Below are 12,658 nucleotides of genomic sequence, written 5' to 3' on the forward strand. Positions count from 1 at the left end.
TTCTTTAGCGCATGTTCCGGGAGTCTTGGTCATTTATCGGCGTCATGTCATCGATGAATTCGATAACATCCGCGCGAACCGTGATCTTGGGCAGAGCGAATAAAATGAAATAAGTCGAGGTTTGTTCATGCATCACGTTGACAAGAGCTTGTGATTTTCCCTCGGAAACACCGGAAGATTGGTAGAGATGGGTGATTGCCTCTTCGTAACCTGGAGATTTTAGGCTGAAAAGTCCCAGAAAGCTAAACCCGACACTGTGACCCACGGCGTTAGCTTTTATGACTTTAAAATTCTTTTTCGATAAATTAACCGACGTAGTCGTTAATATCTGAGTTCCGCCAGGTGCAGGGAGCAGTCCGGATAACGCAGGGAGCGCCGGGATCGCGGCAGCGCAACCGGTAAGCAACCACAGAATGGGCAGTATTTTCAATAGTTTCGTCATAAACAATACCCCAAAATTACTTGTTGGTTATCATCGCTTGTAGTTTACAAACAATATAACTCCTTTGCACGAAGCGGAGAATTCATGTCTATCTCTAATAACATTATAAATCTGTGTTTAGAGTTGTCCTGTTTAATCAGGCCATTTCAGTCTAAACTAGATCTATGATAAAAAATAAGTAAATTATGTTCATTGTGTTTAACACTGAGCTTTCATTGATATTCAACATTTTGATTTATTAATATTAACTGATGTTACGCACGGGACCGTATTTCTCCCGTTTGCCGCGCCGAGCACCGGAGTTTTCGACGGGAATAGCCCGCAGGGGCGCTGCATGGATGCAGCGCGTTGTCAGAGGGCCAGGGATGGCCCTTCTGGCAACCCCCGTCGAAAGCGAGGAGCACAGGAAGCAAGCGGCAACCGGGTCGCCTTTTCTTTGGTTACTTTCTTTTGGCGATGCAAAAGAAAGTAACTCGCCCTCGGGTGCGACAAACCCGATCCAAATAGCCGTCGCGGTAGCGACACCTTAAGAATAAAAATATTAATGCAACCTAAAATTCCAATAACTGCGTAACATCAGATATTAATTGCATTCGATTTATTCAACAACGCCACCATGAGTTAAGCGCATATGAAATACCAAGATATGACCACTCCACCGGATTTGACATTAAGTTCCGGTACCGGGCCGCAGCAGGGGCGTATGCCTGTTTACGAAAACTACCTGCCGCCTTGCAATAATGCCTGTCCGGCCGGTGAAAATATTCAGGCCTGGTTGGATTTGGCTCAGGCAGGCCGCTATCAGGAAGCCTGGAATAGCTTACTGGAAAATAACCCGATGCCCGCCGTGCATGGCCGTGTTTGTTACCATCCTTGCGAGTCTGCCTGTAACCGTGTGGCTGTAGACGGTGCAGTCAGTATTCATGCCGTTGAACGCTTTTTAGGTGATTTGGCTTTTGAACAAGGCTGGATACCACAGATTATTGCTGAAAAATCCAACAAGCGAGTATTAGTGGTCGGGGCAGGGCCTAGCGGATTGTCGGCGGCTTATCATCTTGCACGCTTGGGCCATGAAGTTGAAATCAAGGACGCGGGGCCGGTAGCCGGAGGCATGATGCATTTCGGTATTCCATCTTACCGCTTGCCGCGCGAGGTGTTGGCGGCCGAGGTTAAACGTATTGAAGATATGGGCGTAAAGATCACGCTGAACCAAAAAGTTGAAGATTTAAAAGCGGAAAGAGAAGCGGGGGGCTTTGACGCGGTTTTTGTGGCTGTCGGCGCCCATATCGGACGCTCGATTGATATTCCCTTATACAGAGAAAGCGACACACGAGATGCGGTCACTTTTCTACACAACATCGGTTTGGGCAAACCGTCCAAAATCGGCAAGAGGGTCGCCGTTTATGGCGGCGGTAATACCGCAATGGATGCGGCGCGAACCGCCAAACGGCTGGGTGCGGAAACCATGGTCATTTACCGGCGCGACCGCAAAAACATGCCGGCGCATGATTTTGAAGCGGCCGAAGCAATGGAAGAAGGTGTGGTGTTTCACTGGTTGCGCTCCATCGTAGGTATTGATGGCAGCCACATTCAGGTTGAAATCATGTCCCTGGATGACAAGAGTCGTCCACAAGCCACAGGCGAGTTTGAAATCATTGAAGCCGATACCTTGATTTTGGCGCTTGGGCAAAATATCGATTCCGAGTTATTAAAAACCTTTCCGGAAATTGAAGCACAAAGCGACGGTGTGGTTCCCGTTAACGAAAACATGATGACCGCTGCAGAAGGCGTTTTTGCGGGAGGCGACATGGTTCCCAGTTTACGCACCGTTACCATTGCCACCGGACACGGTAAAAAAGCCGCGAGAAATATCGATGCCTATCTGCGCGGAACCCAATACCAGTATCCCGGCAAGAAACACATAGTCCTTCACGAAGAACTCAATCTTTGGTACAGCACCGATGCCGAGCAGTCCGAACAACCTACAATGTCGCCGCAAATACGCAACAAAAACTTCGACGAAGTGTTGGGCGGACTGACTCTTGATGAGGCAACTTACGAAGCCAGTCGTTGTTATTCCTGCGGTAATTGTTTCGAATGCGACGGTTGTTACGGCGCTTGCCCGGAAGGAGCCATTGTCAAGCTGGGTAAAGGAAAGTATTACGATGTGAATTATGCGCTTTGTACTGGCTGCACTGCCTGCACCTTGCAGTGTCCGACCGCTGCTATCCATATGATTGATAAATAAGCGTCAGCTGACAGGAAACTTACCATGACCAAACAAGTGACTATCGACGGCGGCGAAGCAGCCGCCTATGTTGCGTACAGAACCAATGAAGTCTGTGCGATATACCCTATTACTCCGTCTTCCTCGATGGCCGAGTTTTGCGACCAATGGACGACGGAACATAAAACAAACCTTTGGGGCGGCATTCCGACTATAGCCGAAATGCAAAGCGAAGGCGGCGCTGCCGGAGCTTTGCACGGTGCTCTGCAAACCGGCGCTTTAGCTACAACTTTCACGGCGTCCCAGGGATTGTTGCTGATGATTCCCAACATGTACAAAATCGCCGGCGAGCTGACCTCGACCGTCATTCATGTCGCCGCACGTTCGTTGGCGACGCAAGGCCTGTCGATTTTCGGCGACCATCAGGATGTGATGAGCGTGCGCATGACCGGTTTTGCGTTGCTGGCCTCCTGTAATGTCCAGGAAGCCCATGATATGGCCCTGATCGCTCAGGCCACGACCTTGAAAGCGCGGATTCCGTTTTTACATTTCTTTGACGGATTTAGGACTTCGCACGAAATCAATAAGATCTTCCTGCTGGAAGACGAGCAAATCAGGGCCATGATCGACGATGTGCTGGTCTTTGCACACCGGGATCGGGCGTTAAATCCCGATAAGCCGATGATGAGGGGAACAGCGCAAAACCCGGACACTTATTTCCAGTCCCGCGAAAGCTCGAATATCTATTATGAACGCACTGTTGAGGTATTTGACGAGGTATTAAAACAGTTCGAACAAGTGACAGGCCGCAGTTATAAACCGTTTGAATATCTCGGATCGGAAACGGCCGAACGCATTATCATCATGATGGGTTCCGGTGTTGAAACGGCGGTAACTACCGCAGAAAAACTTAATCAGAAAGGCGAGAACGTCGGTGTGCTGAACGTGCGTCTGTACCGTCCATTTAGCACGAAGAACTTTCTGGCGGCGCTGCCTGAATCGGTGCGCCACATTGCGGTGTTGGACAGAACCAAAGAGCCCGGCAGTAGCGGCGAACCGCTGTACAAAGATGTCATCACCGAGTTGAGTCAGGCTTTTGCCCACGGCCAACTCCTTACCATGCCGCGTATTATCGGCGGCCGTTACGGCCTGTCCAGCAAGGAGTTTACGCCATCAATGGTGGCGAGGATCTACCAGGAACTGCAAGCCGAACAGCCGAAAAACGGTTTTACTATTGGCATCATCGACGATGTGACTTTTACCAGTCTGGCAGTTACGGAACATATGGATATAGAGTCGGACAACGTCGTGCGGGCGATGTTTTACGGACTGGGTTCCGATGGTACGGTCGGCGCCAATAAAAATAGCATCAAAATTATCGGTAGCGAACCGCAATATTTTGCGCAAGGGTATTTTGTTTATGATTCGAAAAAAGCCGGATCGCAAACCATATCGCATTTGCGTTTCGGCCCGGAACCCATTAAAGCGCCTTACCTGATTGAATCGGCCAACTTCATCGCCTGTCACGACTTTAACTTTATCGAAACCACCGACATGCTGGAGCGTGCCAAACAAGGTGCAACCTTCCTGCTAAACAGCCCGTTCGATGCCGAGCAAATTTGGCGGCATTTACCTGCGCGCGTGCAAAAACAATTGATTGACAAAGACATCCAGTTTTATGTGATCGATGCAGTCAAAGTCGCACGGCAAACCGGCATGGGCAGACGCATTAACACGGTGATGCAGACCTGTTTCTTTGCTTTGTCGGGCGTTATGCCCAAAGATGAAGCCATCAAGAAAATCAAGCAATACGCCGAAAAAACCTACGCCCGCAAAGGCCCTGAAGTCGTACAACAGAACTTTGAAGCGATAGACCAGTCATTGGCGCATTTGGAAAAAGTAACGCTGCCGACAGCAATCACCGCGCTTGCCGATATCGGCGCCGGAAAATTTGCAGGCGCACCGCGTTTTGTTCAGGAAGTGACCGCACAAATGATCGCAGGGAAGGGGGATTGGATTCCGATCAGCTTCCTGCCGGTCGACGGCACCTATCCAACCGGCACCACGCAATGGGAAAAACGCAATATCGCCCAGGATATTCCTATTTGGGAGTCCAACCTGTGCATTCAATGCGGCAATTGTTCAGCCGTTTGCCCCCATGCGGCCATCCGCGCCAAGTTCTACACAAAAGACCTTTTGGAGCAAGCACCGGAAGGCTTTAAAACAGCCAATGTCACTTCGCGCGGCTTTCCCGACACCCGCTACACATTGCAAGTTTTCCCGGAAGATTGCACCGGCTGTAATTTGTGCGTAAAAGCTTGCCCGGCCGTGTCGGAAAAAGACGCAAGCATCAAAGCCATTAACATGACACCCAAGGCTGAACACCTTGAAGTCGAGAAAAGGTCCGTGGCTTTCTTTGAAAGTTTGCCTTACAACGACCGCGCCCGCGTCGATTTTTCAAATATTCGCGGCGTGCAATTTCTGGAACCGCTGTTCGAGTTCTCAAGCGCTTGTTCAGGCTGCGGCGAAACGCCTTACTTGAAAATGATCAGCCAGTTATTCGGCGACCGTATCCTGGCGGCTAATGCGACCGGCTGCTCCTCTATTTATGGCGGCAACTTGCCCACCACGCCTTGGTCAAAAAATGCGGAAGGAAAAGGCCCCGCCTGGTCCAACTCGTTATTCGAAGATAATGCGGAATTCGGTTATGGCTACAGGCTGACGACCGATCAACATGTCACGATGGCGCGACGGCTGTTGACTGAATTAAAAGATGACTTGGATGCAACGCTGGTTGAGGAAATACTTGATGCGCCCCAAAGCAAAGAAAGCGATATCCGCAAACAACGGGCCAGGGTTGTGCAATTACGTGAGCAACTGGATGCACTGGGTAACCACAAGGCCGCAGAATTATTGTCGATCATCGATCATTTTGTGCGCCGCAGTATTTGGATTATCGGCGGTGACGGCTGGGCGTATGACATAGACTACGGCGGCATCGACCAGGTGTTGTCAACCGGATCGGATATCAACATCTTGGTTATGGACACTGAAGTTTATTCCAACACCGGCGGTCAGGCTTCCAAGTCCACGCCTACAGGTGCGGTCGCCAAATTCGCCTCGGGCGGTAAAGTAACGGCAAAAAAAGACTTGGCGCTGCAAGCCATCGCCTACGGCAACGTTTATGTCGCCAGAATTGCGCTGGGTGCGAGTCCGCAACAGGCGCTGCAAGCCTTCCGCGAAGCCGAAGCCTACAATGGTCCGTCTTTGATTATTGCTTACAGCCCCTGCATAGCACACGGTATAAACCTGGAAAACGGGTTGGAACAACAGGAAATGGCCGTTAAATCAGGCTACTGGCCTCTTTATCGTTACAATCCGACCTTGCGCGGCGAAAGCAAAAACCCGTTTTTGTTGGATTCTCTACGGCCGACCATTCCGCTGAGAGAGTATGCCTACAATGAAACACGCTATAGCAGTTTAAGGCGTACGAATCTGGAACAAGCCGACAAGCTGATGGATTTTGCGCAGAAGGTAGTCGATCAAAAATGGGCGCTTTATGAGGAAATGGCCACGCGTGATGAGCATGAGTTTTTGCCGGATACTCGGATATCTAGAAAATTATAAAGATAGGGTTAGGCCGACAGCAGGCTGAAATCCTGGATTTAGATGAGCCAAGCCTCAATCGCAGCAAACAGAGGATGTTTAAGCGTCTGTTTGCTGTGTGCTTGAAAATGTTTAATGCTGCATTGCGGATGATATTCTTTAATCTGCCGTGGTCGGGCAAAGGTATTCTGATGATTAAAAAGCCAGGTTGATTGTGAGGTCCCCGGTCTTGTTAAGCTATTAAAATAGCATACACCGCGCAATCTATAGGGCTACGGGGTTTATTTTATTGACTCCGGCTTAAATGTAATCGGTTACACTATTATAATTTAATGGATTATCGCCTCACATGGCTAATTTTAACACCCACTTATCCATGGCCTTGGTGATCAGTACAGGAGCCGCTATAGCTGCCGTTAATGTCAATCTGGTTACCAATGCTGATATGGCGTGGCTTATTTTTTTGGGTACATTGGGCGGGCTATTGCCGGATATCGATTCGACCAACTCAAGACCGGCAAAAATGTTGTTTTTCGTATTGGCTTTAATCGGCACGGCGGCGGCAATAGATACATTTAAAAACAGCTATCAGCCTTATCCTCTCTTGCTCATCATAGCGAGCACTTACCTATCTATTCGTTACGTAATGCTTGCTTTATTTAATAGGCTTACCGTTCATCGCGGTGTATTTCATTCGATTCTGGCCGCTCTATTTTTTGCCCTGCTGATGACCTGCATTAGTTATCATTTTATGCATCAGGATATTTTGCATGCATGGGTAAGCGGCATTTTTATTGCTATGGGTTTCATTGTTCATTTGCTACTTGATGAGATATATAGCGTTGATTTATCGAACACAAAAATGAAAAAATCTTTTGGCACCGCGCTGAAATTATTTAGCTGCAACAGCATCGGATCCTCCGTTTTAATGGCTATCTGTACGCTCATGCTGTACTGGATGACGCCGTCACATCAGCCATTAGCTGCGGTGTTTAAGGGATTTCAAATTGAATCGCTATTTAAAAACAATGGCAGTCATCCTAAGACTATAGCGTGTTGAGCATGAATGATGTTCGGTGAAGATTACTCTGCTGTACGTTGGGCTAAGCAGCTTGCCTGATCTACCCCTGAGTTCATCATTGCTTATTTTCTGTCTGAATGATTTTTCCGGTTTTTGAGTCACATAGCACTGAAACATCAGGGCCTGAGTGCGGAGTTATTTCAATTTGAAGCACAAAAACACCATTCTGCCGGTATTCTCGTAACTGATTAATCGTTCCAGGATGCAACAGAAGTGCCTCTTTTTCACAGATGGGAATATCAACCTTATTATTAGGCAATGCATAGCGGTTGGGATCATTTGCGCCAGCATTGGCAAACTGAAACGAGTTCGCTAACACCATCAAGGAAAAACTAAATATAAAAAAGTGTAAATTTCTTATTAACATGTTTTTTAATCTCCATTTATTGTATTCAATATTCACTGGATGCTTGTATCTTTCCAGGCTGATAGCGACCTTCTTGCATTTAAAGGTATCACCATTAGGCAATCCACTGTAATCGCGCAAGCTATTATTGGAGTTATGCTTTGACAAAGAAATGGGAGGCCCTTATCTATTCATCGCCGCATACCTGAAAGGCAAATGCTTGGCTTGCCAGAAATGTGTTGTGACATACTCTTCAAGGTCGATGGCGCTTAAATCTTGCCGGCTGGCGGAACCGTCTTCAAGAGCTTTAGCGAGCACACGTGTTGCCACGCGTAGGCTGACTTTTTTTAGATCAGCTACCGGCGGATAAATCAGACCGGCGTCAAGGGCGTTTTCAGCTATATAATCGGCCAACGCATAAGCCGATTCCAGTACCATTGCATCGCTGATTCGGGTGCATTCGCCGATCACAGCCGCAAAACCCAGCCCCGGAAAAATAAAAGCATTATTACCTTGGCCTATCGGATAGCGCGTGCTTTGATATTCAACGTCCGCGAAAGGACTGCCGGTGGCAACGATGGCCCGTCCCTGTGTCCACTCGAAAATGTCTATGGGTGTTGCCTCGCAATTGGCAGTAGGGTTAGATAACGGAAGGATTATGGGGTGAGAATGATTGTTAGCCATGGTTTTAATTATCGGCTCGTTGAACAACCCGGCAATGCCGGAAAGACCGATTAAAACACTGGGTTTGGCGTATGTCACAACGTCCATCAAAGTAGGAGCCTGATCCTTGCCAATAGCCCAGTCCTGATAACTTTCCTTGCTTTGCGCCAACGGCAATTTGTAGGCGTCGGTCGTTATGCCATCAACTACCAGACCATGTCCGTCTATGACGAATATTTGTTGTCGTGCTTGCTCCTCAGTGAGACCCGCTCGCATCATGCCTTCTTTAATGATGCTGGCAACACCAATGCCCCCGGCGCCTGCGCCTGCGATAACGACTGTTTGATCGGCGAGTGTTTCGCCATTTCTACGGCAAGCTGAAATCAAGCCGGCCAATGCCATAGCACCGGTGCCTTGAATATCGTCGTTGAAACAAGGCATTTGATCTCGATATCTTGCCAACACGTCGAATGCAACGTTTTTGGCGAAGTCTTCAAATTGAATGATGGCTTGCGGCCATTTCTTTCTAACCGCACATACGAATTTGTCGACCAATTCAAAATAGATAGTGTCTTGCAAACGTTTTTCACGTATTCCCAAGTATTGGGGATTGTTGAGTAACTCGGTTCGATTGGTGCCGACATCCAAATTGACTGGCAAGGTTTGAAAAGGACACATTCCTCCGCCTGCCGTGTAGAGCGCAAGTTTACCTATGCAAATGTCCAGGCCACCCATGCCTTGATCGCCGATACCGAGAATGGCGGAGGCATCCGTTACCACGATCAGTCGAATGTCGTGCAGCGGGTAGTTGTCCAGAATAGTGTCGACACGATCGATATTGTCAACCGATAACGTTAAACCTCGTGCTGTCGTATAGATAGCGCTGAATTGCTGGATGGCCAAACCAATAGTCGGTGTGTAGACTATCGGCACCATTTCTTCCAAATGTCTTTCCAGCAGGGCGTAATACAAAACCTCTGAACGCTCTTGAACAGCTCTGAGAAACTGATATTTTGAAATATCGTTCTGTAGTTTTTGATAGTTCAAATACAGTCGATTGACTTGATGTTCAAGTTCAGTGACTTGTGGTGGCAACAAGCCTTCAAGTCCAAGTTCGATACGCTCTTGCGCAGTAAATGCAGTGCCTTTATTGGTCGCGGATAGCTTTAGTAAGGTAAAGCCACGAATTGAAACCTCCAAATAAGGATTACCGTCGCTATCAACCCTGTAATCGAAATAGTCGCTTAACTTTGTCATTGAGGTTCCTTAATTATGCTTAAGCATTAACTCTGCGTAGATGACTGGATTGTTGTCTTCAGCGTCAGGTACAAGATTGTAGCCTACAATTTTAACTTGACCTCAAAATATCACGCATATAAACCTGTAAATACCGTCTTGAAAGTTAATCTTAAATGGCATAGTTAGCTTGGCGAGGTTGGCAAGTTTTCAATACCAAAACACAAATGAACTAGCTTGACTATGGCGGTATCGAGCGCAAACATCTTCATTTTGCCGCACTCATGCAGGCATTGCTACAGTGCTTTGATAGAGGATTATGTTGAGTACCGACACTAAAAATGGTAAGTGAGGGGAAAGCTTTTATTTAAATGCCTGCTTTGGGTGGTTTTTAGTAAATTTTGAAACTGATTGTTATCCGTGTTTACTGTAGAAAAGCAATGTAATCGCTATTCCTATCTTCATCTAATCTTAATTAATCCAATAGGTTTTTTTTCATCTTATTTATGTAATCTTTACGAGGTTTTTCCGGCTTATGCTTAACTGAAAGCAATCAGAATAGGAGTTTAGCCAACTCCACTGCTATTCTGACTTTGAACTATTTTCGACCTCTCAAATTTACAGTACCTGAAAGTCTGTCCTATTGGGAAATCTCAATGTAATAGGGTACAAGACGGATTCTGTTGAGATGTTGTATGCCATTAAGTGCCTAAGAGTTTAAAAAAATAACGATTCTTGTGCCAGTTATAAAACGTTAAACAATAATATTTACACGCCACCGACTAAAGTCTAACCATAAATTATGGTGGCGTTTATTTGAATTCACGCTAAATAGAATGTTTATTATTAAAATTTTAAGTAAGAGAAAATAATATGAAAAAACTAATAAAATTTGCAATGATTGCTTTGGCTTACAGCATGGTTACGGCTTGCGCAACTAATTCAGATGTTGAAAACCTACAGGCGCAAGTTAATGATTTGGATGCTTCTGTTAAACAAGCATCGGCTGATGCAGTCAGCGCACAAACCATATGCGCGGACGCAACTGAAAAGTCTATCGCCGCAAAAAACGCAGCTGATAGAGCCGCTCGCTTTTCTCGAAAAGCCAATGCCAAATTGGGTAAGAAACTCAGAAAATCAATGATAAAGTAAACTTTTTTGCGTTAAATAAGAAGTAGTCACCTGAAGCGAGGAGTCCATGCATGAATACACAGACTCTCGCTTCAGGTGACTACTTGACTCCTGTCTTGCACCAACCGTAAGTATTTTATGGTCCTTGTTCCAAACGCTGGCACTAAGCCATTAATACAAATCCGTCAGCCGTCAATCTTTATTTGACGTTGTTATCCGTGCTATTGTTGTAGATTGAAATGTTACTGAATTTAGGTTTACTATTTCCGGACTCAGTCCAGTAAGATGTGACAACTCCCGGTTTGCCAACGTTATTGAGAATGTTGTTATATACGGTGATATTACTTGCAGTGCCTCCGAGTTCCCCGCCAATCATGATACCGTCATCCTCCGCATATTTTGAGTCAGAGACAGTATTGTCATAAATCTCAATATTATCAGCAGTTGTTTCCCATGCGTCCACGTAAATGCCCACCCTGAGCATATTGTAAATTTTATTGCCGAAAATCTTGCCATTGCTCGGGCTTACCTTGGCATCTATCCCTTCCATATTGCCGTCGTGAACACTATTATGGCTTACGGTGAAGTTATTCGTGGAATATATAGAGATGCTTTCCTGCGACGCACCAGTATTAGCCTGTACGACCTCATTTCCGTCAATCGTTATGGTGTCACAGTATTCCGTATATATACCTGAGTAATAGGTGCTGTAGGTGTAGTTATTGAGAATTCGTATATTAGTTGAATGTGCTATGTACACGCCAAACCCTGGGGAATTGACAAAACGTATGCCAGAAACTTGTATATAGCTGCGGTTAGATATATCAAAGGCTCCTCTCCAATCCCCGTTTCTGAGAGACCCTGAAGCGTCGATGGTTACCGTTTCACCTGGATATGCACCGTAAGCGATGAAACCATTTGAAGCGTTGCCTGAGTTTTTGGGAGCGACCCGTTCTTTGTAAGTGCCTGCCCGAATGTTTACAGCATCACCTGCAATGAGCGTATTCGCCGCTTTGGTTATCGTTCGCCAGGGCGCTGATAATGTGCCGGGGTTTGTATCACTACCGTTCGTAGCGACGTAGTAAGTGCCGGCATTGGCAACAGGTACGAAAAAAATAGAGAAAACCAGGGTACCTAGCAAACTTTTAAAATTGCTAGGTGCTCTGGGTATTAAAGTACTAACTTTGAAGTGCTTGTCGATTGGTGATTGCAAGTTGCTTGATAGTAATGCTTGATAATTGCTTTTCCTGTGAGCATTGGATGAAGCTAAGCTCACGTGATCAGTTTGTAATAACGGATTGTGTGCCGAAACCAAGTCATGCATATTTGATCCGGATTTTTGATGCAAGCTAAAAGCCGCTGCTGAAAAGCTGGATAAAGCTGAAAATGAAGCTACCAATTTATTCGATTTATTCATAATATTACCTCTAATATATTAAGATCATTAAGAGATATTCAATGTCACTTAATGTATGTTATTGAATTATGTGTAAAATTATAAAGATCGTGAAATATTTTTCATTTCACTCATGCAAAGGGTTCTACAGATTATGTTATCGTTAAATGCGGCGTCCTTAATAAAGCGGTGTTAAGCAAATTTCATGATCCACAATAAATAAGACTTTTTCTGAAAATAAAAAACTCTCAACAACACAACCTTATTTATGGAAGCGCTGATTAAATCCTTCGACAGGCTCAGGACGAACGGTAAGTTGTTGATTCCGTTCGTGGTGAACTTGTCGAACCATGAGAGGAATCGATTTATTCAGCGCTTCCCTATGTAACCCACTTAAATTCTATCGGCCAATTATTAACGTTTACTTACGCTGAATATGAATCTCAGGTCAAAAGCCGTTTCAATTAAATTAACCTACTAGTAGTCAGTCATGATGAAGTACAAGGATAAAGCCGAGCCAGCTTCCGTCG

Annotated in this window: 8 protein-coding genes; 4 read left to right on the plus strand and 4 right to left on the minus strand. The window is 46.0% G+C overall.

From position 1 onward, the window contains the following. Positions 1-4 precede the first annotated feature (4 nt). On the minus strand, positions 5-442 hold the full coding sequence (locus tag V7051_RS15990) for a DUF6567 family protein (RefSeq protein WP_333876493.1): 438 nt from the start codon (positions 440-442) through the stop codon (positions 5-7). A 631-nt stretch (positions 443-1,073) separates the two neighbouring features. Between V7051_RS15990 and V7051_RS15995 the strand changes: the two genes are divergently transcribed. The 3 genes from V7051_RS15995 (at position 1,074) to V7051_RS16005 (ending at position 7,335) form a co-directional block, all read left to right on the plus strand. Beyond that, positions 1,074-2,690, plus strand: coding sequence for an NAD(P)-binding protein (locus V7051_RS15995; RefSeq protein WP_333876492.1), 1,617 nt, complete (start codon positions 1,074-1,076; stop codon positions 2,688-2,690). Between the two features lie 24 nt (positions 2,691-2,714). After that, positions 2,715-6,296: a pyruvate:ferredoxin (flavodoxin) oxidoreductase gene (gene nifJ / locus V7051_RS16000; protein ID WP_333876490.1), complete on the plus strand. Its 3,582-nt coding sequence runs from the start codon at positions 2,715-2,717 to the stop codon at positions 6,294-6,296. A gap of 328 nt (positions 6,297-6,624) precedes the next feature. After that, positions 6,625-7,335 carry a metal-dependent hydrolase gene (locus V7051_RS16005; RefSeq protein ID WP_333876488.1) on the plus strand — a complete coding sequence of 237 codons (711 nt, stop codon included), beginning with the start codon at positions 6,625-6,627 and terminating at the stop codon, positions 7,333-7,335. Between the two features lie 76 nt (positions 7,336-7,411). Here the strand turns inward: V7051_RS16005 and V7051_RS16010 are convergent, their stop codons facing one another. Beyond that, positions 7,412-7,843, minus strand: coding sequence for a hypothetical protein (locus tag V7051_RS16010; protein WP_334181159.1), 432 nt, complete (start codon positions 7,841-7,843; stop codon positions 7,412-7,414). 42 nt (positions 7,844-7,885) lie between these two features. Further along, positions 7,886-9,622: an NAD-dependent malic enzyme gene (locus V7051_RS16015; RefSeq protein WP_333876484.1), complete on the minus strand. Its 1,737-nt coding sequence runs from the start codon at positions 9,620-9,622 to the stop codon at positions 7,886-7,888. An 852-nt stretch (positions 9,623-10,474) separates the two neighbouring features. Between V7051_RS16015 and V7051_RS16020 the strand changes: the two genes are divergently transcribed. Continuing rightward, on the plus strand, positions 10,475-10,753 hold the full coding sequence (locus V7051_RS16020) for an Lpp/OprI family alanine-zipper lipoprotein (RefSeq protein WP_333876482.1): 279 nt from the start codon (positions 10,475-10,477) through the stop codon (positions 10,751-10,753). 178 nt (positions 10,754-10,931) lie between these two features. Here V7051_RS16020 and V7051_RS16025 read toward each other — a convergent pair whose 3' ends face one another. After that, positions 10,932-12,149 carry a right-handed parallel beta-helix repeat-containing protein gene (locus V7051_RS16025; RefSeq protein ID WP_333876480.1) on the minus strand — a complete coding sequence of 406 codons (1,218 nt, stop codon included), beginning with the start codon at positions 12,147-12,149 and terminating at the stop codon, positions 10,932-10,934. Between the last annotated feature and the right edge of the window lie 509 nt (positions 12,150-12,658).

It is taken from the genome of Methylobacter sp. (assembly GCF_036845245.1).
GTDB lineage: Bacteria > Pseudomonadota > Gammaproteobacteria > Methylococcales > Methylomonadaceae > Methylobacter_A.

What these genes read in the sequence shown, in the direction of transcription:
- V7051_RS15990 (WP_333876493.1), bottom strand. Translation starts at nt 442, where the DNA reads ATGACGAAACTATTGAAAATACTGCCCATTCTGTGGTTGCTTACCGGT.
- V7051_RS15995 (WP_333876492.1), top strand. Translation starts at nt 1,074, where the DNA reads ATGAAATACCAAGATATGACCACTCCACCGGATTTGACATTAAGTTCC.
- nifJ (WP_333876490.1), top strand. Translation starts at nt 2,715, where the DNA reads ATGACCAAACAAGTGACTATCGACGGCGGCGAAGCAGCCGCCTATGTT.
- V7051_RS16005 (WP_333876488.1), top strand. Translation starts at nt 6,625, where the DNA reads ATGGCTAATTTTAACACCCACTTATCCATGGCCTTGGTGATCAGTACA.
- V7051_RS16015 (WP_333876484.1), bottom strand. Translation starts at nt 9,622, where the DNA reads ATGACAAAGTTAAGCGACTATTTCGATTACAGGGTTGATAGCGACGGT.
- V7051_RS16020 (WP_333876482.1), top strand. Translation starts at nt 10,475, where the DNA reads ATGAAAAAACTAATAAAATTTGCAATGATTGCTTTGGCTTACAGCATG.
- V7051_RS16025 (WP_333876480.1), bottom strand. Translation starts at nt 12,149, where the DNA reads ATGAATAAATCGAATAAATTGGTAGCTTCATTTTCAGCTTTATCCAGC.